This window comes from Ectopseudomonas composti (assembly GCF_900115475.1).
GTDB classification, from domain to species: Bacteria; Pseudomonadota; Gammaproteobacteria; order Pseudomonadales; family Pseudomonadaceae; genus Aquipseudomonas; species Aquipseudomonas composti.
This window is the reverse complement of sequence record NZ_FOWP01000012.1, coordinates 63854-88648: the sequence shown is the minus strand read 5'-3', so window position 1 is coordinate 88648 and position 24795 is coordinate 63854. Positions and strand designations below refer to the sequence as shown.

The window sequence follows — 24795 nt, the reverse complement described above, 5'->3', positions numbered from 1 at the left end:
GGTCATTGCTCCTGCCAGTTGGGTTGGCGTTTTTCCAGGAATGCACGCAGGCCTTCCTGGCCCTCGGCGCTGACGCGCAGGCGGGCGATGGCGTTTTCGGTGTAGCGGCGCAGGGCCGGGCTCAACTCGCCGCTGCCCACTTCGCGCAGCAGATCCTTGCTGGCGCGCATGGCCTGCGGGCTGTTCTGTAGCAGGTTGGCGACCCAGGCCTCGACCTGGCTTTCCAGGTCAGCGGCCGGGTAGCTCTCGGCGAGCAGGCCCAGCTCGCGGGCGCGCTGGCCGTCGAAGCGTTCGGCGGTGAGCGCATAACGCTTGGCCGCGCGCTCGCCGATGGCCTGCACGACGAAGGGGCTGATCACCGCCGGGGCCAGGCCGATGCGTACCTCGGACAGCGAGAACAGCGCGTCATCCGCGCCGATGGCCATGTCGCAGCAACTGGCCAGGCCCACCGCACCACCGAAGGCCGTGCCCTGGATCACGGCCAGGGTCGGGATCTTCAGGCCGTGCAGGTTGTACATCAGCTCGGCCAGCTCGCGGGCGTCACTCAGGTTGGCGTTGTAATCGAGGGTGGCAGCGTGCTGCATCCAGGCCAAATCGGCTCCGGCGGAGAAGTGCTTGCCACGCCCGCGCAGCAGGAGAAAACGCAGGCTCTTGTCTTCACCCACGGCGTCGAGGGCGAGGATCAGCTCGCGGATCATCTCGGCGTTGAAGGCGTTGTTCTTCTCCGGGCGGTTCAGCCACAGGGTGGCGAAGCCGCGTGGGTCTTTTTCCAGTTCTACGGTGGTGAAGTTGGTCATGGTCAATTCCGGAATCTGCTTTTTGCTCCCTCTCCCATTCATTGGGGGCACGCCTAGTGGAGAGGGCTGGGGAGAGGGCGCTTCGAGCGTTTAACCCTCTCCCCCGGCCCCTCTCCCGCAAGCGGGAGAGGGGAGTTGGTCATCACATGCGGAACACCCCGAAACGGGTCGGCTCGATCGGCGCGTTGAGGCTGGCCGACAGCGCCAGGGCTAGCACCTCACGGGTTTGCGCCGGGTCGATCACGCCGTCGTCCCACAGGCGGGCGCTGGAGTAGAAGGGGTGTGCCTGCTGCTCGTATTGCTCGACGATGGGTTGTTTCAGGCGTTGCTCGTCCTCATCGGTGTACGTCTGGCCGGCACGCTGCGCCTGCTCACGCTTGACCTGCACCAGCACCCCGGCGGCCTGTTGCGCACCCATCACGCCGATCCGCGCGTTGGGCCACATCCACAGGAAGCGCGGGTCATAGGCGCGGCCACACATGCCGTAGTTGCCGGCGCCGAAGCTGCCGCCGATGATCACGGTGAACTTCGGCACCTGAGCACAGGCCACGGCGGTGACCAGCTTGGCGCCGTGCTTGGCGATGCCGCCTTCCTCGTATTTCTTGCCGACCATGAAACCGGTGATGTTCTGCAAGAACAGCAGCGGAATGCCGCGCTGGCAGGCCAGCTCGACGAAGTGCGCGCCTTTCTGCGCCGATTCGGCGAAGAGGATGCCGTTGTTGGCCAGGATCGCCACCGGGTAACCATTGATGCGAGCGAAGCCGCACACCAGGCTAGTGCCGAACAGCGCCTTGAATTCATCGAGTTGTGAGTCGTCGACGATGCGGGCGATCACCTCGCGCACGTCGAAGGGCTGCTTGGCGTCGGCCGGGATCACCCCGTACAGCTCCTCGGCTGCGTAGCGCGGGGCGATGGGCGCGCGGCAGTCGAGCTGGCCTAGCTTGCGCCAGTTCAAATTGCTGATGCAGCGACGGGCCAGGGCCAGGGCATGTTCGTCGTCCTCGGCATAGTGGTCGGCCACGCCGCTGGTCTTGCAGTGCACATCGGCGCCGCCCAGTTCCTCGGCGCTCACCACTTCGCCCGTGGCGGCCTTCACCAGCGGCGGGCCAGCGAGGAAGATGGTGGCCTGTTCGCGCACCATGATGGTCTCGTCGCTCATCGCCGGCACGTAGGCGCCGCCGGCGGTGCAGGAGCCCATCACCACAGCGATCTGCGGGATGCCCAGCGCGCTCATATTGGCCTGATTGAAGAAGATGCGGCCGAAGTGCTCGCGATCCGGGAACACCTCGTCCTGGCGCGGCAGGTTGGCGCCGCCGGAGTCCACCAGATAGATGCACGGCAGGCGGTTCTCGCGGGCAATGGCCTGGGCGCGCAGGTGCTTCTTCACCGTCAGCGGGTAGTAGCTGCCGCCTTTTACCGTGGCGTCGTTGGCCACGATCATGCATTCGACGCCTTCGACGCGGCCGATACCGGCGATCACTCCGGCTGCCGGTACGTCTTCGCCGTACACCTCATGGGCGGCGAGCTGGCCGATCTCGAGGAAGGGCGAGCCGGCATCGAGCAGGCGGTTGATGCGTTCGCGCGGTAACAGCTTGCCGCGCGAGGTGTGGCGCTCCTGCGCCTTGGCGCCGCCACCTTCGTGGACGCGGGCGAGCAGGGCGCGCAGTTCGTCCACCTGGGCAAGCATCGCTGCCTGGTTGGCGGCGAACTCCGGTGAGCGAGTATTGATCTGGGTGTGCAGGATGGCCATTGGGCGCACTCCGTTTTCTGGCTACCGTCGTAGGGTGCGCCGTGCGCACCAAGTCGTTTTGGGTGGTGCGCGCGGCGCACCCTACGGGTCAGTGGCCGTTGTTATTTCGTCTCGTTGAACAACTCACGACCGATCAGCATGCGGCGGATCTCGCTGGTGCCAGCGCCGATCTCATAGAGCTTGGCGTCGCGCAGCAGGCGCCCGGCCGGGTATTCGTTGGTGTAGCCGTTGCCACCGAGCAGCTGGATGGTGTCGAGCGCCATCTTGGTGGCCATCTCGGCGGTGTAGAGGATCACCGCGGCGGCGTCCTTGCGTGATTCCTCGCCGCGGTCGCAGGCCTTGGCCACGTTGTACAGGTAGGACTTGGAGGCGTTCATGCCGGCGTACATGTCGGCCAGCTTGCCCTGCACCAGCTGGAACTCGCCGATGGACTGCTTGAACTGCTGACGCTCGTGCACGTAGGGCAGCACCACGTCCATGCAGGCACTCATGATCCCGGTCGGGCCACCGGAGAGCACGGTGCGCTCGTAGTCCAGGCCGCTCATCAGCACGCGCACACCACCGCCCTCGCTGCCCAAGATGTTTTCCTCCGGCACTTCGCAGTCCTCGAACAGCAGCTCGCAGGTGTTGGAGCCGCGCATGCCCAACTTGTCCAGCTTCTGGTGGCGGGAGAAACCCTTGAAGTCGCGCTCGACGATAAAGGCGGTCATGCCGCGTGAGCCGGCGTTGATGTCGGTCTTGGCGTAGATCACGTAGGTGTGGGCGTCCGGGCCGTTGGTGATCCACATCTTGTTGCCGTTGAGCACGTAGTGGTCGCCGCGCTTCTCCGCACGCAGCTTCATCGACACCACGTCGGAGCCAGCGTTGGGCTCGCTCATGGCCAGGGCGCCGATATGCTCCCCGGAGCACAGCTTGGGCAGGTATTTGTGCTTCTGCGCCTCGCTGCCGTTCTTGTGGATCTGATTGATGCAGAGGTTGGAGTGCGCGCCGTAGGACAGGCCTACCGATGCCGAGGCGCGGCTGATCTCTTCCATGGCCAGTACGTGCGCCAGGTAGCCCATGTCGGTGCCGCCGTACTCTTCCTTGACCGTCATGCCGAGCAGGCCCATGTCACCGAACTTGCGCCACATGTCCATGGGGAACTCGTTGTCGCGGTCGATCTGCGCGGCGCGCGGCGCCAACTCGGCCTGGGCGAAGTGGTGCACCGAATCGCGCAGCATGTCGAGGGTTTCGCCGAGGCCGAAGTTGAGGGTGGGGTAGCTCATGGGTCACCTATAGTTGTTGTCGTAGGGTGCGCCATGCGCACCGGGTCGGATCAAGTGGCGCACAGCGCACCCTAGGCTTGCGTCTCGGCCAAGGCTGCCAGGCAGCGCTCCTCGGCGGTATCCAGTTCCAGTTGCATCTGCTGGATATCCAGTAATTGTTGTTCAAGCTGCAGGCGGCGCTCGGCGATCTTGCCCATGAAAGTCTCCAACTGCTTGCGGCTGCCGGTTTCCGGGTCGTAGAGCTCGATCAGCTCGCGGCATTCGGCCAGCGAGAAGCCGATGCGCTTGCCGCGCAGGATGAGTTTCAGCGCCACCTTGTCCTTAGCGCTGTAGATGCGCTCCTGGCCGCGCCGCTCGGGTGCGAGCATGCCTTGCTCCTCGTAGAAGCGAATGGCGCGCGTGGTGATGTCCAGTTCGCGGGCCAGGTCGGAGATGGAGTAGGTGGTTGCCATGGTCATTGCTCGTTTACCTTTACGTTAACGTAAACCTGTGCAAATCTGCCTGTCAATCTCACCCCACAACAATCACAGAGGTTGAGCATGCGTATCGACGAATCGGTGTTCCTGATCAGCGGCGGCGCCTCCGGCCTGGGCCTGGCCACTGCGCGTGAACTGGTCGGGCAGGGCGGCAAGGTGCTGCTGCTGGATATCAACGAGCAGGCAGGCCTGCAGGCCCTCGCCGAGCTGGGCGCCAGCGCGCGCTTCGTGCGCGCCGATATCACCCGCGAAGAGGACGGCCACGCAGCCGTGGCGCAGGCGCTGGCGGCATTCGGCGCGCTGCACGGGCTGGTCAACTGCGCCGGCGTTGCGCCTGCCGAGAAAGTGTTGGGCCGCAACGGTGCTCATGGTCTGGACAGTTTCCGCCGCACCGTCGAAGTCAACCTGATCGGCAGCTTCAACCTGCTGCGCCTGGCTGCCGAGGCCATGGCGCAGAACACGCCGAACGCCGGCGGCGAGCGCGGGGTCATCATCAATACCGCTTCGGTGGCGGCGTTCGATGGGCAGATGGGCCAGGCGGCCTATGCCGCCTCCAAGGGTGGTGTCGCCGCACTGACGCTGCCGGCCGCGCGTGACCTGGCGCGCTCGGGCATCCGCGTGATGTGCATCGCCCCCGGTGTGTTCGAGACGCCGATGATGGCCGGCATGCCGCAGGAGGTGCGTGATTCGCTGGCGGCCAATGTGCCGTTTCCGCCACGCCTCGGCCGACCTGACGAATACGCCGCGCTGGTGCGGCATATCGTCGAGAACGCGATGCTCAATGGCGAGGTGATTCGCCTCGATGGCGCGTTGCGCATGGCGGCGAAATAGCCGGGGCGACCAGGTGTTTATGTCGGAGCGGTTGGGCGGCATTCCAGCCTTGTCATGATCGCGGCTGAAGCCGCTCCTACGTTCAGATACACCGGTACACGCAGAGCAACTTTCCCGGATTGCATCCGGGCTACGCGATTCGAAGGTGAAACTCATGAAACAACAACTCGATCCCGTCGTCATCGTCAGTGCCGCACGCACGCCCATGGGCGGCTTTCTTGGCGATCTGGCCGGTCTTACGGCAGCTGAACTGGGCGCAGCGGCGATCCGCTCGACCCTCGACCGTGCCGGCCTCGCTGCCGAGGCGGTAGACACGGTGCTGATGGGCTGCGTGCTGCAGGCTGGCCAGGGCCAGGCTCCGGCGCGCCAGGCCGCACTGGGCGCTGGGTTGAGCCAGGCGGCGCAGTGCACCACGCTGAACAAGATGTGTGGCTCGGGCATGCAGGCGCTGATGCTCGGCCATGACCAGTTGCTCGCCGGCAGTGCCGATGTGCTGGTGGCCGGCGGCATGGAGAGCATGTCCAACGCGCCGTACCTGCTGGCGCGCGCCCGTGGTGGCTACCGCATGGGCCATGGCCAGGTGCTCGACCATATGTTCCTCGACGGTCTGGAGGATGCCTACGAGCGCGGCCGCCTGATGGGCACCTTCGCCGAGGATTGCGCGCAGCAGTATCGCTTCAGCCGCGAGGAACAGGACGCCTATGCCCTGGAGTCGCTGCGCCGTGCCCAGCAGGCGATAACGGACGGTTCGTTCGCCAGCGAGATCGCTGCGGTGGAGGCGCCGCAGGGACGTGAGCGACGTCTGGTCAGCAGCGATGAGCAGCCGCCCAAGGCCCGCCCAGACAAGATTCCCGGCCTGAAACCGGCGTTCCGCGAGGGCGGTACGGTGACGGCAGCCAACGCCAGTTCCATTTCCGATGGCGCCGCCGCGTTGCTGCTGATGCGCCTGTCCGAGGCTCAGGAGCGCGGCCTGACGCCGCTGGCGCGCATCGTTGGTCAAGCCGGGTATGCCCAGGCGCCGAACCTGTTTACTACGGCGCCAGTGGCGGCGATCCAGCGTCTGCTGACGCGTATCGAGTGGGCGCTGGAGACGGTCGATCTGTTCGAGATCAACGAGGCCTTCGCCGTGGTGCCGATGGTGGCCATGCGTGAGCTGGGCATCGACCACGAAAAGCTCAATGTGCACGGCGGCGCCTGTGCCCTTGGCCATCCCATCGGTGCGTCCGGCGCACGCATCCTGGTGACCCTGCTGGCAGCGTTGCAGCAACGTGGCCTCAAGCGTGGCGTGGCATCCGTGTGCATCGGTGGCGGTGAAGCCACCGCCGTGGCCATCGAGTTGTATTGAATCGACCCGTAGGGTGTCGTGGGGCCGCCCAGGCTGTGCGCACCGAGAGTTTCCGCCAACCAGCGGTGCGCATGGCGCACCCTACGTATGGAGCCAGCCATGCTGCCCAACGAAGAAGACACCCTTATCCGTGACATGGCTCGTCAGTTCGCCCAGGAGCGGCTCAAACCCTTCGCCGCTGATTGGGACCGCGAGCATCGCTTCCCAGCCGAGGCCATCGCCGAGATGGGCCAGCTGGGGTTCATGGGCATGCTGGTGCCACAGCAGTGGGGCGGCGCCGAGACCGGTCACCTGGCTTACGCCATGGCCCTGGAGGAAGTGGCCGCTGGCGATGGTGCTTGCTCCACCATCATGAGCGTGCACAACTCGGTGGGCTGCATGCCGATCCTCAAGTACGGCAGCGAGGAGCAGAAACAACGCTTTCTCCGCCCGCTGGCCGAGGGCAGCATGCTCGGTGCCTTCGCCCTGACCGAACCGCAGGCCGGCTCCGACGCCAGCGACCTGCGTACCCGCGCGCGGCGCGATGGCGACCATTACGTGCTCAACGGTGCCAAGCAGTTCATCACCTCCGGCAGCCACGCCGGCATGGTCATCGTGTTCGCCGTCACCGACCCGCAAGCGGGCAAGAAGGGCATCAGTGCCTTTATCGTACCGACCGATGTGCCGGGATTCTCGGTGGTGCGGGTAGAGGACAAGCTTGGCCAGCATGCCTCCGATACCTGCCAGATCCAGCTCGACGACGTGCGTATCCCGGCCGATCTGCGCCTTGGCGAGGAGGGCGAGGGCTATCGCATCGCCCTGGCCAACCTAGAAGGCGGACGCATCGGCATCGCCGCGCAGTCGGTGGGCATGGCGCGGGCCGCGTTCGAAGCAGCGCGTGAATACGCCCACGAGCGGGTGACCTTCGGCAAGCCGATCATCGAACACCAGGCCGTGGCCTTTCGCCTGGCGGACATGGCCACGCAGATCGCCGTGGCGCGGCAGATGGTGCATCACGCGGCGAGCCTGCGTGAGGCCGGTCAGCCGTGTTTGACCGAGGCATCGATGGCCAAGCTGTTCGCCTCGGAGATGGCCGAACGGGTGTGCTCGGCGGCGATCCAGACGCTCGGCGGCTATGGCTACCTCAAGGACTTCCCGGTCGAGCGCATCTACCGCGATGTGCGCGTGTGCCAGATCTATGAAGGCACCAGCGACGTGCAGCGGATGGTGATCGCCCGCAGTCTATAAGGACGTGCAACCGTAGGGTGCGCCGTGCGCACCGGGGCTGGCACCGTTATTGAGGGTAGTCAGCCCTCTCCCACAAGTGGGAGAGGGGGCTCGTTCGTTGTCAGCTTCAATCGAACTGGTACTGCACACCCGCGCCGACGTACCAGGCGCGCTCAGGGCCGGGTTCGTAATAGCGGCCGTTACCGTCGCCGACGATCACCGAACCGATGTACTTGCGGTCTAGCAGGTTGTCGATGCGCAGCACCTGATTGAAGGTCAGCGCGCCGGCCTTCTGCTCGAAGCGCGCCTGCCAGTTGAACAGCGCATAACTCGGCGCCGCCTTGGCGGTGTTGCTGTCCTCGACGTAGAGCTTGCTGCGGTACAGACCTTCGACGGCGGTGCTGAACCAGCCCAGCGGCTGCCAGGCGAGTTCGCCATACAGGCTGCGGGCGGGGATGCCCGGTAGATGGTTGCCCGACTCGATCAGCCGGCCGTTGCTGGTGAAATCCTTGCTGTAGGTGGCGTCGATCTGGGTGTAGGCGAGGTTGGCACGCAGGGTTTCGCTCAGCTGGCTTTGCAGTGCCAGCTCGACACCTCGGCGACGGGTTTGGGCGGCGTTCTGGAAGCTATTGCGCCCGCCGAGGGCTGAGGCGACGACGAGTTCGTCATCTGTGTCGATCTGGAACAGCGCCAGTTGCAGACTGGTGGCGTCGGCCAGGCGAGCCTTGAGGCCGATTTCGATCTGCTCGCTGGTGGCTGGCCTGAGATCGAAGCCGAAGCTGTTGCCTGGGCCGGAATAGGACAGCTCGTTGAGCGTCGGCGTCTCCACGCCCTTGCCCCAACTGGCGTAGGCATTCAGGTCCGGCAGGAGGGCATAGCTGGCGCCTAGCGTTGGTGTCAGTTCGCGATAGGTGACCGAGCCGCTGTCGTCGCCATTGCTCAGGAAGCGGTCGTCCACATCGAACTCCACCTGGCTGTGGCGCAGGCCGGCCTGCAGGTCGAGCTTGCCCAGTTGCCAGGCTGCCTGGACATAGGGTGACAGGCTGGTGACCTCGTTGCGCTCATCACGGCGTAAGTCGCCCTTTACCCCGAGGGTGTCGCCAACAAAATTCTCGTAGCCCTGACGATCATCACGCGAGTAGTCATAGTCCAGGCCAGTGGTGACGGTCAGCAGGCTGCTGCCCAGGTCGAAGGATTGAATCCAGCGGTTACCGATGCCGTGGAAGCTACGTTCGAAGTCGATAACACCGCCTGAGTGCTTTTGGTCAGGATCTCTTGGTGGCAGTTGGGCGAGTCTTGGAATCGACTGGTACTGAATTACCCGCCGCGTGCCGCTATACAGCGTGCTTTGCCAGGTGCCGGCGGCGAAGCTGCGTTCGTAGTTGAGGGCGAACTGGCGGTGATCGACGGTCTTGCGCGTATTGAACAGCAGAGCACTGGGGGCGGCAGATCGTCGGTCAGACTGCACCTGTTGCCAGGTCAGGCCCTGCGGGTCCTGCGTGCCGTTCTGATCCAGTTCACTGAAGCTCAGGCTCAGTTTGCTGAGATCGTCCGGGTACAGGGTCAGCTTGGCGAATGTCTTGTCGAGAATGGCGCCGCTGTGGTCGCGGTAGCCGTCGGTTTCGAAGTGCGAGCGATTGATGATAAAGCCGGCCTTGTCGTTACCGCCTTCGGCAGCGACACGGGTGCGGCTGGTGCCGTAGGCAGCCTGGGAGGTGTCGAGCGAGACCTTGGGTGGGCCTTCGCCATCGCGCGAAAAGAGCTGGATGACCCCGCCGGAGTTGCTGCCGTAGACGCTGGCGAACGGCCCGCGCAGCACTTCGATGCGTTCCAGAGTATCGAGGTCGAAGGTCGCCGCCTGGCCCTGGCCATCGGGATTGGACAGCGGTACGCCATCAGCCAGCAGCTTGATGCCGCGAATGCCAAAGGCCGAACGGGCACCGAAACCGCGTGAGGATATCTGCAGATCCTGGGCGTAGTTCTGCCGGTTCTGCACCACCAAGCCCGGCACGCTGCCGAGCGCCTCGGAGAGGTTGACGCCCGGTTTACCTAAGGTGGCCTGTTCGGCGTCTATGCGGTTGACCGAGAAGGGCAGTTGCCAGCCGCTGGCTTCGTAGCGACTGCCGGTGATCACCAGTTCGTCGATCTCGTAGGGCGTCTGCTCGGCCAGTGTCAGTCCTGGGAGCAGGGCGATGCAGGTCAACTTGAGGCGCATGGAGCGATCCTTTTGCAGGTTCTTCTTGTACGTACCGTTGCAGGTGCGGTTGATGTTCATTGCGGCGCAAGCGTGGCCGGCGTCGCGTGAGGTCGGCAGGGCAAAGGCATCGCAGGCCGCTGAATCAAGTGACATCCATGGGCCGTGCCAGGTTTGGTGAAAGATTGGCGAACCGCGTGCGCGCAAAGCTTGAGTTGTCCCGAAACGCCGTCCAATGACCATGGGCAGAGGGTTCTCAGCGGCTTCGACATTGGTCGTGGTTCTTTAGTCGCATGCCGGTGCTGCTCGGCTTTGCATGGCTTCAGGCTTGCAAACGGGCCTCGCAGGGTAGCAGGCGAGCCCTCGGGACGCGGTCGTGAACGAAGCAAATTTGTTTCCACGCATTTTGCCGTTGCGCAGCGGTCTTCCTTTGTAGCGTCGTTGCAACAACTGTCGCGCTTGGCGCTACACCTGTTGCGCGACAGTGCTGCGTCCGTTGTCTCCGTCAAAGACGCAGGGACCCGGAAAACAAAGGCTTCAGCTATTTTCAAGGCCATGGCACAGCCGTTGCTCCAGCGCTTGCACGCCGCGATATCGAGTTCGCGGCCACAACAAGAACTGGAGAAAAACCATGAGTTCGATTGGCCTCGACTTGCCTATCGCCCGCCCGACGCTCTACAGGCAAACCACCTTGCGCTTCCCCCGTACTGCCCTGGTCGCAGCTTTGCTGCTTTCCAGCTTCTGGCAGGCGGTTCAGGCTGCCGATGTTGACGGTAAACGTATCATCGCTGCCGACCAGGAACCCGGTAACTGGATGAGCCACGGCCGGACCTATGACGAGCAGCGCTACAGCCCGTTGGAGCAGATCACCCAGCAGAACGTCGATCAGCTCGGCCTGGCCTGGAGCTATAAGCTGGACATCGACCGCGGCGTGGAAGCCACGCCCATCGTGGTCGACGGCGTGATGTACACCACTGGACCGTTCTCGGTGGTCTACGCGCTGGATGCGCGCAACGGCAAGCTGCTGTGGAAGTACGACCCGGAATCCGATCGCAATCGTGCTGGCGAGGCCTGCTGTGATGCGGTCAACCGTGGTGTGGCGGTGTGGAAGGGCAAGGTCTATGTCGGTGTGCTCGACGGCCGTCTGGAGGCCATCGATGCCAAGACCGGGCAGCGCGTGTGGTCTGTCGATACCCGCGCCGACCACAACCGCAGCTACACCATCACCGGCGCGCCACGGGTGGTCAACGGCAAGGTAGTGATCGGCAACGGCGGCGCCGAGTTCGGCGTGCGTGGCTACGTTACCGCCTACGATGCCGAGAGCGGCAAGCAGGCCTGGCGCTTCTACACCGTGCCGGGCGACCCCAAGCTGCCGCCAGAAGACAAGGCCATGGAAATCGCTGCCAAGACCTGGCACGGCGATGCCTTCGCCGAGCAGGGCGGTGGCGGTACCGCGTGGGACTCTTTCGCCTTCGACCCGGAGCTGAACCTGCTCTACATCGGCGTCGGCAACGGCTCGCTGTGGGACCCGAAATGGCGCAGCGAGGCCAAGGGCGACAACCTGTTCCTGTCGTCCATCGTCGCCATCGATGCCGATACCGGCGAGTACGCCTGGCACTACCAGACCACACCGGGCGATGCCTGGGACTTCACCGCCACCCAGCACATGATCCTCGCCGAGCTGGAAATCGACGGCAAGCAGCGCAAGGTGCTGATGCAGGCGCCGAAGAACGGCTTCTTCTACGTCATTGACCGCGCCACCGGCGAGCTGCTGTCGGCCGAGAACATCGTGCCGGTGAACTGGGCCAAGGGCATCGACATGAAGACCGGCCGCCCCATCGTCGACGACGAGGCCGCCGCCTACTGGAAGGACGGCAAGCGCAAGCTGGTCACCCCGGCGTTCTGGGGTGCGCATGACTGGCACCCGATGTCATTCAACCCCAAGACCGGGCTGGTCTACATTCCGGCGCACATCATGTCCGCCTACTACGAGCACATCCCCGAGGCGCCGACGCGTAACCCGTTCAAGAGCATGTACCAGCTCGGTCTACGTACCGGCATGATGCCGGAAGGCCCGGACGGCCTGCTGGAGATGGCCAAGACCTGGTCCGGCAAGCTGATCGCCTGGGACCCGGTGAAACAGAAGGCTGCCTGGGAAGTGCCCTACATCACCATCTTCAACGGTGGCACGCTGAGCACCGCCGGCAACCTGGTATTCGAGGGTAGCGCCGATGGCCGCGTGATTGCCTACGCCGCCGAGGATGGCAAGAAGCTCTGGGAGCAGCCCGCTGCCAGTGGCGTGATGGCCGCGCCGATCACCTACTCGGTGGACGGCGAGCAGTATGTGACCTTCATGGCCGGTTGGGGCGGTGCGTTCTCCACCTTCGCCGGAGCGCTGTCGCTGCGCGCCGGCGTGCAGCCCTTCGCCCAGGTGCTGACCTACAAGCTCGGCGGTACCGCCAAGCTGCAGGAGCCGGCACCGCCTGCCGACGCGCCGAAGCCACCAGCGCTGACGGCCGATGCGGCCACCGTCGAAGCCGGCGCCAAGCTGTATGACGGCTACTGCTCGCAGTGCCACGGCATCCACGCGGTGAGCGGCGGCGTGCTGCCAGACCTGCGCAAGCTGACGCCGGAGAAGCACCAGATGTTCCTCGGCATTCTCTATGGCGGCCGTGTGCCGGACGGCATGCCGTCGTTCGCCGAGGCCTTCGATGCCAAGCAGGTTGATCAGATTCACCAGTACCTGATCAAGCGCGCCCACGACCTTCAGGAAGAAGGCGAGGCCTGGAAGAAGTTCAGCGCCAACTGATTCACGCGAGTGCACGCCAGCCTGGCGTGCGCTCATCCGTCCACTCCCTTTAGCGAGAGCGACCATGAGCGAAACCATCTACCAGAACTACATCGACAACGCCTTCGTCGACAGCGACAAGCTGATCGAGGTGCGCAATCCAGCCACCGGCGTACTGCTGGCACGCACCCCCGATGCCAGCAACGAGCAGGTCGATCGCGCCATCGCCGCGGCGCGCAAGGCGCAGAAAAGCTGGGCCGCCAAACCTGCCATCGAGCGCGCTGGTTACCTGCGCCGCATCGCCGAGAAGGTGCGTGCCAACGCGCCGCGCCTGGCACAGATCATCACCCGCGAAGGCGGCAAAGTGCCGGCGTTGGCCGAGGTGGAGGTCAATTTCACCGCCGATTACCTCGACTACATGGCCGAATGGGCGCGCCGCCTGGAAGGCGAAGTTTTGACCAGCGACCGCGCCGGTGAACACATCTTCCTGCTGCGCAAGCCGCTGGGCGTGGTGGCCGGTATCCTGCCGTGGAACTTCCCGTTCTTCCTCATCGCGCGCAAGATGGCGCCGGCGCTGCTGACTGGCAACACCATCGTCATCAAGCCCAGCGAAGAAACCCCGATCAACTGCTTCGAGTTCGCCAAACTGGTGGCTGAAGTCGATCTGCCGACGGGCGTGTTCAACGTGGTTGGCGGCACGGGTGCTGGCGCTGGCAGCGCGCTGACCAGCCATGCCGGCGTCGACCTGATTAGCTTCACCGGTAGCGTCGGCACTGGCTCACGGATCATGGCCGCAGCCGCGCCGCACATCACCAAGCTCAACCTGGAACTGGGCGGCAAGGCACCGGCCATCGTTCTGGCCGATGCCGATCTGGATCTGGCAGTGAACGCCATCAAAGCCTCGCGAGTGATCAACACCGGGCAGGTGTGCAACTGCGCCGAGCGTGTCTACGTCGAGCGCAAGGTGGCCGATCAGTTCATCGACAAGATCGCCTCGGCGATAGCGGCTACCCGTTATGGCGACCCGTCTGCCCAGGCCGATCTGGACATGGGCCCGCTGATCAACCAGGCCGGTCTCGACAAGGTGGCGCAGATGGTGCGTACGGCAGTCGGGCAGGGCGCGCAGGTGATCACCGGAGGCAATGTTGCCGACCTGGGTCAGGGCTTCCATTACCAGCCGACGGTGCTGGCCGGCTGCGCCAGCGACATGGAGATCATGCGCAAGGAAATCTTCGGCCCGGTGTTGCCGATCCAGATCGTCGACAACCTGGACGAAGCCATCGCTCGCGCCAACGACAGCGAATACGGCCTGACTTCGTCGATCTATACCCGCAACCTCAGCGCTGCGCTCAAGGCCAGCCGTGAGCTGGACTTCGGTGAAACCTACATCAACCGCGAGAACTTCGAGGCGATGCAGGGCTTCCATGCAGGTACGCGCAAGTCCGGTATCGGTGGCGCGGACGGCAAGCATGGGCTGTACGAATACACCCATACCCATGTGATCTACGCGCAGGAATAACGCAGCGCCGCTTGAGTGGGCTGGCGCTGCAGCGTCGGCCCGCTCTTTTTTGTTTGTACGACTGAGAATGTGGGCTGAAGCCCAGCCTACGATCTGGCACTGCGGGGACGTAGGAAGGGCCGGGCGGCGTTCCGCTTCAGCCCATCAATAGAACGCTCAGAACAACTCATTAGGCTGCACGATCCCGTACTTCTTCATCTTGCGATACAGGGTTGAGCGGGCCACGCCGAAGGTTTCGGCCACGGCGCTGATGTTCCAGCGATGTTCGCGCAGCACTGTGCGCAGATGGCGTGCTTCGTCATTTTCCAGCCGATCGGCCAGACGACCTTCGGGCGTGCATACAGATTCTTCACCAGACGGGCTCGACGCTTGCAGTTCGGCCGGCAGGCAGTCCACGTCGATGCAGGAATTCTCGGCCAGCGCCGCGGCATAACGCAGGCAACTGGACAACTGGCGGATATTACCGGGCCATGGGTAATCGAGCAGGCGCTGGCGCGCCGCATCGGTCAGGCGCAACTGCCCGTGATTGTTAAGCAGGCTGTCGATCAGTGTGTTGCGGTCACTGCGCTTGCGCAACGCCGGAAGGGCCAGCGGCATGCCATTGAGGCGATAGAACAGGTCTTCACGGAAGGCCTTGCTGGCAATCATCTGTGCCAGATCCTGGTGGGTGGCGGAGATCACCTGCACATCCAGCGGTACCGGAGTGTCGGCGCCCAGTGGGGAAATTTCGCGTTCGGCCAGCACACGCAGCAGACGGGTTTGTAGATGTGCCGGCATATCGCCGATTTCATCGAGGAACAGCGTGCCGCCGTTGGCCTGCTCCAGCTTGCCTTTCATGCCTTTCTTGTTGGCGCCGGTGAAGCTGCCGCCGCGATAACCGAACAATTCGCTTTCGATCAGGCTTTCCGGAATCGCCGCACAGTTCAGCGCCACGAAGGGGCCGCGAGCACGTGCACTGGCTTGGTGAATGGCGCGGGCGAAGGCTTCCTTGCCGGTGCCGGTTTCACCGGTAATGAGAATAGGAATGTCCTTGTCGAGCACTTTGCGCAACCGCTGTACACCCTCTTGCAGGCGTGGGTCCTGGCCGCCAAGACGCTGCAGATTCGGATGCTGTGACGAGACTGGAGGTTGATGGCGCGCGTGGGTTCGCGAAGGCGAAGCGGGGATACACAAGCTGACGCTGATTGGCGCGTCGTCCTGCAAGGTGCGCAGGTCGAGACTACGGGCGCCGCCGTTACTCTGGCTCAGCAGTTCGTCGACGCCGACCGGCAGCAACTGGTCGATACGGCTGCCCAACAGGTCGAACTGCTGATCTTGCTGATAGCTGACGAAGGCCGCATGGTTGGCACCGATGATCCGCCCTTGTTCATCGAGGGCCAGCAGTTGCTCGTTGGCCAAGTCGCTGATGTCGCCATGGGATTTCACCGACAGGGTCATGCGGTCGCGGTAACGCTGGCGGAAGCTGACGTTCTCGATCATCCGCGCATACATGATCACCAACTGCAACGTGAGGTACTGCGCTTCCTTGGGGCCGGCGCTGTTCAGGCAGGTGGCGTTGAGGCAGCCGCGCAGCAGGTTCTGTGCGTCATAGATCGGCGCTACCGAGCAGCTCAGGCGGAAGTTGGACACCAGGAAATGCTCCTGGTGATGAATGGTCATGGCCTGGCGCGAGGCCAGCGCGGTGCCGATGCCGTTGGTGCCGACCGTGGACTCGTCCCAGCAGGCACCGACGATCAGTCCGGCCTGGGTATAGAGGTCGTATTGCAGCGGCAGGCGGGTATCGAGGGTAACGCCGTGTTCGTCGCTGAGCAGCACCGCGAAGCCGGCCGGCACCACACGCTTGGCCAGACCGGTGACCCCCTGTCCGGCGATGCTCAGGTAGTCCTGATGCAAGCGCTGGTGTTCGCGCAACTCGTCTGCGGTCAGCACATGCTTCTCGCCCTGTCCGTGTGGATCGAGGCGATGCTGCATCACGCTGCGGTACCAGGAACGGGCGATCTGTTCGTCCGGGTGGATGCTGCGTTCCGGAAAATGATCGGCCACGAAAGCAGTGAGGTCGCTGGGGCAAGCCCCGGGCGAATGGATGCTCATGGGCACTCCTTATGGTGCGCTGGCTCGCAGCCTTTTGTTGTTTTGCCGGTTCGCCCTGAAGTGCGTGGGCGAGCGCCGAATGAATGCGACTCTAGCCGCATTTAGACAGGTTGGGAACCGATAGGTCGAGGCGTGCCCCTGCCTCTAATTAGCGCTTTTTAGAGTTCTTGGGCGGTTTCAGGGCAGCGAAGTTTTGCGCCAGGCAGGTGCAGGTTGTCCGGCAAGGCCGCAAAAAATGTTGAAACCGAGGGATTGTCGAACGTTTTGGATAGCGCTAACATTCGGCTCAAACAATGAGCGGCACCACCTCGATGATGCCCATGGAGTCCCCATGCACCAGCAGCCTTCCGCATTGCCTGCCCGCACCACGCTCGTGGTCATGGGCGTCAGTGGCTCCGGCAAGAGCGAGATCAGCCAGGCGGTCGCTACCGCACTCGGTTGGCGCCATATCGAAGCCGATCATTTCCATCCTCCCGAAAACGTAGAGCGCATGCGCGCAGGCACTGCGCTGAGTGACGAGGATCGCCGTCACTGGCTGGACGCACTGTGCGAGCAGATGCTGGCGGCGCAGGCCGCCGGTGAGTGCTTCGTGCTGGCTTGTTCGGCGCTCAAGCGTGCTTACCGCGAGCGTCTGCGTCTGGCGATTCCGGGGTTGCAATTCGTGCACCTGGACATCGATCACGCCACCGCCGTGCAGCGCGTAGGGGCTCGGCCGGGGCATTTCATGCCGACCTCGCTGGTCGACAGCCAGTTCGCCACCCTGGAAAGCCCAGCGGGCGAGCCGCATGTGCGAGTTGTCGATGCGCAGCAGTCGCCGCAAACCCTTGTAGCCGATATCCAGGCCTGGGTTCGTCGTGATGCCACAGAGACGGCCTTGAGCCAGGCGCAGGATGTGCTCGACAGTGAAATTGATAGCGCTAACCGGGCAGCTCAGCTAGGCGCCGAACCGATCTATGAAGGCCGCATTGCGCGCATCTTCGATCGCCTTACCGACGGCCTGATGGCAGTGCTGATGGCCTTCATGGTGGCGGCGGTGTTCACCAACGTGGTGCTGCGCTACGCATTCGGCACGGGTTGGCCAGGCGCGGAAGAGTTGTCGCGCCTGGCCTTCGTCTGGCTGGTCTTCGTCGGGGTGGCGTCCGGCATGCGGCGGGGCGAGTTGATGACCTTCCGCATGATTCGCGACCGCTTTCCGCTGCTGGCGCAACGACTGGTGGATTCACTGAGCTGGATTCTGGTCGCCGGAGCGAGCCTGCTCTCGGCCTGGGGCGCCTGGAATCAGGTGCAGTTCGGCTGGGGCAACGTCAGTACGGTGGTCGGTTACCCGGTGGTGCTGGCCATGTTGCCGGTACTGATGAGCATGCTGGTGCTGGCGATTCTTGCCGTGGTGCAACTGGTCAACCTGTGGCGGCATGCGCCGCAGCAGCCCCTGACCCAGGCACACGTCGAATGATGCTGGCCCCATTCCAACAAGACGGGCACTGCCCACCGAGGACCTGCCGATGACTGTCGCGGTATTTCTTTCTTCCCTGCTGGGGTTCATGGCATTCGGCATGCCCATCGCCTTCGCCCTGATCCTCACTGCAGCCGTGCTGATGTGGTACCTGGATTTCTGGGACGTGCAGCTGTTGGCGCAGAACCTGCTCGCTGGCGCCGACAGCTTCCCGCTGCTGGCCGTGCCCTTCTTCATCCTGGCGGGTGAGCTGATGAACGCTGGCGGCATTTCCCGTCGTATCATCGCCATGGCCCAGGCCTATTTCGGCCACCTGCGTGGCGGCCTCGGTTACGTTGCCATCGCCGCCGCAGTGTTGCTGGCCAGCATGTCCGGCTCGGCCCTGGCCGACACGGCGGCATTGGCCACCTTGCTGCTGCCGATGATGCGTCAGCGCGGTTATCCGGTGTATTCTTCGGCTGGCCTGGTGGCTGCTGGCGGCATCATCGCGCCGATCATTCCGCCGTCGATGCCGTTCGTGATCTACGGCGTGGTCACCAACACCTCCATCAGCCAGTTGTTCATGGCCGGTCTGGTGCCAGGGTTGATCATGGGCGCAGGCCTGATCATTGCCTGGACACTGATCGCCCGTGGCTTCACTGAGCCGACGCCACCCAAGGCCACTGCTGCCGAGCGGCGCCGGGTACTGATCGACGGTGCCGCTGCCTTGATGCTGCCGGTGATCATCGTTGGCGGTCTGCGCTTCGGCATCTTCACGCCCACCGAGGCCGCCGTGGTCGCCGCGGTGTATGCCCTGGCCGTCTCTACCTTGCTCTACCGTGAGCTGAGCTGGAACGATCTGATGGAAACCCTGACCCGTGCCAGCCGTACCACGGCATCGGTGATGTTCCTCTGTGCTGCGGCCACGGTGTCTGCCTACATGATTACCCTGGCGCAGCTGCCGGACGAGATCGGCGCCATGCTCGGACCACTGGCTGATCACCCAAGGCTGCTGGTGCTGGCGATCATGCTGTTGATGATCGCGGTGGGCATGGTGCTGGACCTGACGCCGACCATCCTGATACTGGCGCCGGTGCTGGCGCCCATCGCGATCAAGGCCGGTGTCGATCCGGTGTACTTCGGCGTGATGTTCGTGCTGATCGGCTCCATTGGCCTGATCACACCGCCAGTCGGTACCGTACTCAACGTCGTCGGCGGTATCGGCAAGTTGCGCATGGAGGTGCTGGTACGCGGCGTCATGCCGTTCTTCCTGATCTATCTGATCATCGTCGCGATGTTGGTGGCGTTCCCGTCCATCGTCACCGTGCCGTTGGCCTGGTTGCGCTGAGTTGACCTACCGGCGCTGGTGTGCCGGCATCATTCACAACAATAAGAGGTAGTCCCGATGAAACGTCCACTGCTCGCCATCCTCACCGCTGCCATGCTGTGCAGCCCGCTCGCCAGCGTTTCCGCCCACGCCGATGACGTGCGCTCGCGCATGATCCGCTTCGGCTATGGCCTTAACGAGAACAGCAATCAGGGCCGTGCGGCCAAGCTGTTCGCTGAAGAAGTGGCCAAGGCCTCCGACGGTAAACTCAAGGTGCGCACCTTTGGCGCCGCCAGCCTGGGTTCTGATGACCAGATGCAGAGCGCGCTGATCGGTGGCGCGCAGGAAATGATGGTCGGCTCCACCGCGACCCTGGTCGGCATCACCAAGGAAATGGCGGTGTGGGACACGCCATTTCTGTTCAGCAGCGCCGAGCAGGCCGATGCCGTGCTCGATGGCCCGGTCGGCCGCCAGGTCATGGACAAGCTGGAAGAGAAGGGCCTGGTCGGACTGGTGTACTGGGAGAACGGTTTCCGCAACCTGACCAACAACAGTCGACCGATCAGCAAGCTGGAGGACTTTTCCGGCGTCAAGCTGCGGGTCATGCCCAACCCGGTATTTCTCGAGACCTTCAAGCTGATGGGCGCCAATGCCGTGCCGCTGCCGTTCTCCGAGCTGTTCACCGCGCTAGAGACCAAGGCGGTCGACGGTCAGGAAAACCCATTCAATACCATCCTTTCCTCCAAGTTCTACGAGGTGCAGAAGTACCTCACCGTGACCAATCACGTGTACAGCCCGTGGATACTGACCGTTTCCAAGCGCTGGTGGGACGGCCTGTCGCAGACCGAGCAGGGCATTTTGCTGGAGGCGGCGAAGAAGGCGCGTGATTTCGAGCGCAAGGATACCCGCGAGGAGGCCGCCCGTGCGCTGGCCGAGCTGAAAGAGAAGGGCATGCAGATCAACGAAGTGGCGCCGGACGAGGTGCAGCGCATGCGCGAGAAAGCCGCTCCGGCGATCCAGAAGGTCGTCGATACGGTTGGTCAGCAACTGTTCGATCAGGTCCGGGCTGAAGCCGAGAAGGCCGCTTTGTAGGGACTTGCCCAGGTTCAGGTGCGACTAACGCGCAGCCGATCCTGGGCAGGTTTGCAGTTTAGCGGGGCACGCAGGTGGTAACGCTCCTTGCATGGTGACGTTACCCCGGGCGGCGTGTCCCGCGCTTTATTCACCGGCAGGGCTGTTAGAATCAGCCACTGGTAAACAATGGAGGCGCTATGACTCAACGCCGTCGCCGCTCTGCCGAACGCGTCACTCTCTCCGATGTGGCCAAGGCCGCGGGTTGTTCGCTGATGTCTGCCTCGCGCGCGCTGTCGCAGCCGGGGCGGGTGTCCGATGCGTTGCGCGAGCAGGTGATGCGCGCCGCCCAGGCGCTGGGCTACGTGCCCAACCCGGCAGCACGGGCACTGGCCAGTTCGCGTTCGAACCTGGTAGCGGTGGTGATTCCGTCGCTGTCCAACTCGGTGTTCGTCGATACCGTCGAGGCCATTCAGCGCGTGCTGATGCCGGCCGGCTTCGAAATGATGATCGGCGTCAGCCACTATCGAGTCGAAGAGGACGAGCGCCTGCTGCGCTCCTATCTGGCGCATCAGCCGGCCGGCCTGCTGGTCACGGGGTTCGAACGCAGCGACGCCGCGCGGGAAATCCTTGGGGCCAGCAGTTGCCCGCTGGTGACGTTGATGGAGCTGAGCGAGGAGCCGGAAGACTACTGCGTCGGTTTTTCCCAGATCGAAGCTGGCGCTGCCATGACCCGTGCCCTTGTGCAGCGAGGTTACCGCCACATTGCCTTCGCCGCGGCGCAGCTCGACCCACGTACCTTGCAGCGCGCCGAGGGCTACCGTCAGGTGATGCAGTACCTCAATCGCCACGACCCGGCGCTGGAGTTGCTGACGCCGCAGTTGTCATCCATCGGTCTGGGCGCCGAATTGCTCGATCGTTTGCTGGCGCAGCAGCCGCAGATCGATGCGGTGTTCTTCAACAACGACGATCTGGCCATGGGTGCCCTGTTCCGTGCGCGGCAACTGGGGTTGGATGTGCCGGGGCGCCTGGCCATCGCCGGCTTCAACGATCTACCGGCTGCGGCCTGGATGCATCCAGCATTGAGCACCGTGCGCACTACGCGGGGGCGTGTCGGTGAGCTGGCGGCGAACATGTTGCTGGCGTTGATGCGTGGCGAAACGCCCGAGCAACACTGTATCGATGTCGGCTTCGAACTGGTGATGCGCGATAGCGCCTGAGGCTACTGCTTCTTGCTGGCGGCTGCCAATTGCTCGGCGGCATCCAGGCGCAGGCGTTCACGCTCATCGAAACGTTCGGCGGCCAGGGCCTCGATGGCCGCACGTTTGTCACCCGCGCTGAGGCCTTCGCTGGCCTCGACTCGTGCTTTCGCCGCGAGATAATCATCCAGGCGTTTCTGCCAGTTCTGCCGCTGGCCATCCAGTGCCTCCAGGCGCGTGGTGGCTTCGGCGCCTACCAGTTGCTGACGCATCTGGCGGACCTGCGCCGCGCTGGCGCCTTCGGCCTGCAGGCGCGCCGTGTTCTGCCGCAGTTCCTGTTGCAGCTGTGGCAGTACGGCGTCCTGCAGTTCTTCTGGCAGGGAGGCACGCAGACGGTCGACCGCAACGCCTTTTTCCTCTGCGCTCATTTTGCCGTCGTGCTGGATGGCCAGGCGCTCCAGGGTGAAGCGGTTGTAGCCTTCTTCACGGGCGAAGAAGGCCTGGAGGGTTTCGCTGTCGAACAGTCGTGCGCGCAGGGCCTGCACGGCGGTCTCGCGCTGGCGCATGGCATCCAGGTTGGCCATTTGTGGCAGGTCACGCTCCAGCATCACTAGCTCGCGCTTGTAGCTCAGGTATTGCTCCAACAGCGCCTGTGCGCGGGCTCGCGCCGGCTCCTGCAACTGGCTGTCGATGTAACTGCGCAGGCGTGAAACGCTGGCATCCAGGCTCTCTTCGCCGATGCTGGCAAGGAAGTAATCGAAAATCCGCCGGATATCTTCGCTGATGATCAGATTGCCGGCGGCGTCCACGCGAAAGCTGCCGTCGACTTCGGTGCCGACGAAGGAACTGGGCAGGGCCAGCTTGCTGGTCTTCTTCTGCTTCTGCGCGTCCTCGACGCTCGGCGTCATGGCCTGGGCAGCCGGCTGCGGCGCGGGCGGCGTAGCCGTGGCGGCGGGAGGGGGGAGCTGGGTGGTTTGGTGTCCGGGTTGCAGGTAGAGCATCAACGCCAGGCTGGCGGCGATCAGTAGAGGCAGGGCGAACAGGGCTTTCTTCACGGCAGGTTCCAGTAAGGCGTCGGACCGGGATTGCTCCTGATCCGAACCGGGCTTAGAGCTGATGCCTCGTAGGGTGCGCCGTGCGCACGCCTACGAGGCGTGGCGGTTTAGAGCCCGGCGTTCTTCAGGCGGTTGGCATGCTGGCGGTAGACGGTCACCGGATCGGTCTCGAACAGGCTGGTCAGACCGAGGGTCTGGTTGACCTCGTCGAGGTGGTTCATCCGGTAGTTGTCGCGGATAACCTGGCCCATGCGCGAGCTGCAGCGGCCGACCAGGCCATCGTTGGCTTCGTTGCCGAAGGTCAGCGAGGAAGCGCCCATCAGCAGGTCACTCGGGTCGAGCAGGTTGGTCAGCGGACTGGTGCCGCTCCAGGAGTAGTAACGCACGCCATTGACGCTGTACGCGCCTTCGCCGCAGGCGCTGGTGGGAATACCTTGCGGGAACTTGGCGTTGAAGCGCGCCGCGCCCTGGCTGTTGAGCGACTCCAGCGAGCCCAGGGCATTCTGCGGTGTGGTGCTGGAACTGCCGGAGAGGAAGTTGATCAGCGTTCCCAGTCCGTTGACGATGCCCACCAGCAGCGGAGTGGCGACCGGGCCGGCAGGACCATCGCTGATGCCCTTGAGGAAGTCGGCGGCGGCCGAACCCTTGTGCGGCGCGCCGACGCTGGTAACCGATGCGACCAGGTCCGGGCGCACGGCAGCGACATAGCGTGTGGTCGGGCCGCCATGGCTGTGGCCGATCAGGTTGACCTTGCCCTTGCCACTGATGGCGACGATATCCTCGACCTGCTGCAGCAATTGCTCGCCGCGTGCTTCGGAGGTGTCCAGTTGGCTGACTTCGGTGACGTAGACGCTGGCGCCGTCGCGGCGCAGAGCGGCTGGGACACCGTACCAGTAGTCGACACCGAGGATGCTGTCGAAACCGAGCATGCCGTGGCCGAGGACGATGGGGTATTTGGTCTGGGTATAGCCGGATGAGCCGAACCAGAAAGCCTGGGTCTGGCCGCTGGCGAGAAGGCCGGTACCGAGGCAGAGGGCGAGCAGGGTTTTATTGTTCTTCATGGGCGCTCTCGTTGGTTTTTGTTGAGGCAGTCAGCTGCTTCCCGCAACACAGATCACGCCCATCCCATGGCGTGTACGGCGCAAGAACGATGGCAGGAAACATGCCATCACCACCGATTCGCGAGCGATCCTTCTATCTCGGTACTTTTGCTGAACATGAGTCGATATGGCGCCGATATTGCCGGCTATTTTCTGTTACGTGTCGACACGTCAGACGCCGCAATTCATTTGCCCGATGTGTGCTTCATGGGCTGATTGCAGGGGGTTCTTGGGCTGGTGATTGGGCTAACTGACTGCCTGCCAATCAAAGGTTGGGGTGGCGGTTGGGCGCGCCTTGACAATTTGCCGTGGGCTTATCTAGGATGCGCTCTGCGCCGATTTAAACAGCTACTTGCGGGGCGCCACAGGGTGTTGTTACCAGCACCTGAAATTCCGCTAAAGCGCTGGTTCGGTGTCGCCTCTCACCGCTGCCCAGCGGGATTCTCGAGGCGGAGACGCGACCATGACCTGTCCCCAACCCCTTATTCGCCTGGCGCCCATCACCTCGGGCCTGCTGCTGCGCAATCCACGCGTGCTGCTTGGCGGTAGCCATCAACCCACCTTGCTGCGCTATCTCGAAGGCTGGCCCAAGCGCTGGGTCGGCTCGCGCGCTTTTCGCATCCAGTTCGTGCAGAACGGCGAGTCGCTGAGTCGCTTCGCGCGGGACAGTTTCGACCTCGCGGTGATCCAGGCGCCCTGCGCCGAGGATGTGGCGCAAACCGTCGGCGAGCTGGTGCGCGTGGCGCGTCAGGGTCTGATCACCCGGCGTTAGTAACTTGACGTAGGGCGGGGCAGTGTCTAGGGGTAGTCGATCTCGACGATGTAGCAGGTCTTTTCGCCACTGGGACTGTGCACCCGAACTTCGGCATCCAGCTCCTTGCCGATCAGGGCGCGAGCCAGTGGTGAGTCGATGCTGATCAGTCCCAGTTTCAGGTCCAGTTCGTCGGGGCCGACGATACGGTAGCGCGACTGTTCGCCGTCCTCGTCCTCGATGGTGACCCAGGCGCCGAAGTACACCTTGTTTGGATCGGACGGTTTTTCGCTGACGACCTTGAGCTTTTCCAGGCGCTTGGTGAGAAAGCGCACGCGGCTGTCGATCTCGCGCAGCATCTTCTTGCCGTAGGTGTATTCGGCATTCTCCGAGCGATCGCCCTGGGCTGCCGCTTCGCTCACCGATTGCGTCACCTGGGGCCGGCGCACATGCCACAGCTCGTGCAGTTCGGCGCGCAGGTGCGCTTCGCCCTCGGGCGTGATCAATGGCGTACCAGCTGGGCGAGGGGGGCGATAGCGGCTCATGACGTCTCGGGTCTGAAGAGGGGCGCCAAGTCTAGCAAACCCCTCTCAAGGTT

At 63.8% G+C, this 24795-nt stretch carries 19 protein-coding genes; 10 read left to right on the top strand and 9 right to left on the bottom strand.

The window, feature by feature from the left end; translation table 11 throughout:
• Positions 1-2 precede the first annotated feature (2 nt).
• The 4 genes from BM059_RS19590 to BM059_RS19575 all read right to left on the bottom strand — a co-directional run bounded on the left by BM059_RS19590 (position 3) and on the right by BM059_RS19575 (position 4264).
• The gene (locus BM059_RS19590) at positions 3-797 is read right to left on the bottom strand and encodes a gamma-carboxygeranoyl-CoA hydratase (protein ID WP_074941011.1); all 795 of its coding nucleotides are present in this window, start codon (positions 795-797) and stop codon (positions 3-5) included.
• A 142-nt stretch (positions 798-939) separates the two neighbouring features.
• A complete protein-coding gene (locus tag BM059_RS19585; protein WP_074941010.1) occupies positions 940-2547 on the bottom strand; it encodes a carboxyl transferase domain-containing protein in 1608 nt (535 codons plus the stop codon).
• 101 nt (positions 2548-2648) lie between these two features.
• Positions 2649-3812, bottom strand: a complete 1164-nt coding sequence (locus BM059_RS19580) for an isovaleryl-CoA dehydrogenase (protein ID WP_074941009.1) — start codon at positions 3810-3812, stop codon at positions 2649-2651.
• A 71-nt stretch (positions 3813-3883) separates the two neighbouring features.
• Complete coding sequence (locus BM059_RS19575; protein WP_037001109.1) at positions 3884-4264, bottom strand: MerR family transcriptional regulator; 381 nt, start codon at positions 4262-4264, stop codon at positions 3884-3886.
• An 87-nt stretch (positions 4265-4351) separates the two neighbouring features.
• Here BM059_RS19575 and BM059_RS19570 point away from each other — a divergent pair, with 87 nt between their 5' ends.
• The 3 genes from BM059_RS19570 (at position 4352) to BM059_RS19560 (ending at position 7691) form a co-directional block, all read left to right on the top strand.
• Complete coding sequence (locus BM059_RS19570; RefSeq protein ID WP_074941008.1) at positions 4352-5119, top strand: 3-hydroxyacyl-CoA dehydrogenase; 768 nt, start codon at positions 4352-4354, stop codon at positions 5117-5119.
• Between the two features lie 154 nt (positions 5120-5273).
• Positions 5274-6464, top strand: coding sequence for an acetyl-CoA C-acyltransferase (locus BM059_RS19565; RefSeq protein ID WP_074941007.1), 1191 nt, complete (start codon positions 5274-5276; stop codon positions 6462-6464).
• Positions 6465-6563: 99 nt separating this feature from the next.
• Positions 6564-7691 carry an acyl-CoA dehydrogenase family protein gene (locus tag BM059_RS19560; RefSeq protein WP_074941006.1) on the top strand — a complete coding sequence of 376 codons (1128 nt, stop codon included), beginning with the start codon at positions 6564-6566 and terminating at the stop codon, positions 7689-7691.
• Between the two features lie 106 nt (positions 7692-7797).
• Here the strand turns inward: BM059_RS19560 and BM059_RS19555 are convergent, their stop codons facing one another.
• Positions 7798-9885: a TonB-dependent receptor family protein gene (locus tag BM059_RS19555; RefSeq protein WP_074941076.1), complete on the bottom strand. Its 2088-nt coding sequence runs from the start codon at positions 9883-9885 to the stop codon at positions 7798-7800.
• A 610-nt stretch (positions 9886-10495) separates the two neighbouring features.
• Here BM059_RS19555 and BM059_RS19550 point away from each other — a divergent pair.
• Together BM059_RS19550 and aldA are read left to right on the top strand one after the other, a co-directional pair.
• On the top strand, positions 10496-12673 hold the full coding sequence (locus BM059_RS19550) for a PQQ-dependent dehydrogenase, methanol/ethanol family (protein ID WP_074941005.1): 2178 nt from the start codon (positions 10496-10498) through the stop codon (positions 12671-12673).
• Positions 12674-12737: 64 nt separating this feature from the next.
• Positions 12738-14171, top strand: a complete 1434-nt coding sequence (aldA, locus tag BM059_RS19545) for an aldehyde dehydrogenase (RefSeq protein ID WP_074941004.1) — start codon at positions 12738-12740, stop codon at positions 14169-14171.
• Between the two features lie 156 nt (positions 14172-14327).
• Here aldA and BM059_RS19540 read toward each other — a convergent pair whose 3' ends face one another.
• On the bottom strand, positions 14328-16262 hold the full coding sequence (locus BM059_RS19540; protein WP_074941003.1) for a sigma-54-dependent Fis family transcriptional regulator: 1935 nt from the start codon (positions 16260-16262) through the stop codon (positions 14328-14330).
• A gap of 331 nt (positions 16263-16593) precedes the next feature.
• On the opposite strand from BM059_RS19540, the gene BM059_RS19535 reads away from it, so the two are divergent.
• The 4 genes from BM059_RS19535 to BM059_RS19520 all read left to right on the top strand — a co-directional run bounded on the left by BM059_RS19535 (position 16594) and on the right by BM059_RS19520 (position 21312).
• Entirely contained in the window at positions 16594-17715 is a 1122-nt protein-coding gene (locus tag BM059_RS19535) for a gluconokinase, GntK/IdnK-type (RefSeq protein ID WP_074941002.1), read from the top strand.
• Between the two features lie 49 nt (positions 17716-17764).
• Positions 17765-19042 (top strand): TRAP transporter large permease, encoded by a 1278-nt coding sequence (locus BM059_RS19530; protein ID WP_074941001.1) that lies wholly within the window; start codon positions 17765-17767, stop codon positions 19040-19042.
• 57 nt (positions 19043-19099) lie between these two features.
• A complete protein-coding gene (locus BM059_RS19525) occupies positions 19100-20113 on the top strand; it encodes a TRAP transporter substrate-binding protein (protein ID WP_074941000.1) in 1014 nt (337 codons plus the stop codon).
• Between the two features lie 179 nt (positions 20114-20292).
• Positions 20293-21312 (top strand): HTH-type transcriptional regulator GntR, encoded by a 1020-nt coding sequence (locus tag BM059_RS19520; RefSeq protein ID WP_037001141.1) that lies wholly within the window; start codon positions 20293-20295, stop codon positions 21310-21312.
• Positions 21313-21314: 2 nt separating this feature from the next.
• On the opposite strand, the gene BM059_RS19515 is transcribed toward BM059_RS19520, so the two are convergent.
• Together BM059_RS19515 and BM059_RS19510 are read right to left on the bottom strand one after the other, a co-directional pair.
• On the bottom strand, positions 21315-22346 hold the full coding sequence (locus BM059_RS19515) for a lipase secretion chaperone (protein WP_074940999.1): 1032 nt from the start codon (positions 22344-22346) through the stop codon (positions 21315-21317).
• Between the two features lie 107 nt (positions 22347-22453).
• Positions 22454-23407: a triacylglycerol lipase gene (locus BM059_RS19510; protein WP_037001144.1), complete on the bottom strand. Its 954-nt coding sequence runs from the start codon at positions 23405-23407 to the stop codon at positions 22454-22456.
• 502 nt (positions 23408-23909) lie between these two features.
• On the opposite strand from BM059_RS19510, the gene BM059_RS19505 reads away from it, so the two are divergent.
• Positions 23910-24218: a hypothetical protein gene (locus BM059_RS19505; protein WP_074940998.1), complete on the top strand. Its 309-nt coding sequence runs from the start codon at positions 23910-23912 to the stop codon at positions 24216-24218.
• A gap of 26 nt (positions 24219-24244) precedes the next feature.
• On the opposite strand, the gene greB is transcribed toward BM059_RS19505, so the two are convergent.
• On the bottom strand, positions 24245-24742 hold the full coding sequence (greB, locus tag BM059_RS19500) for a transcription elongation factor GreB (protein WP_074940997.1): 498 nt from the start codon (positions 24740-24742) through the stop codon (positions 24245-24247).
• Positions 24743-24795 lie beyond the last annotated feature (53 nt).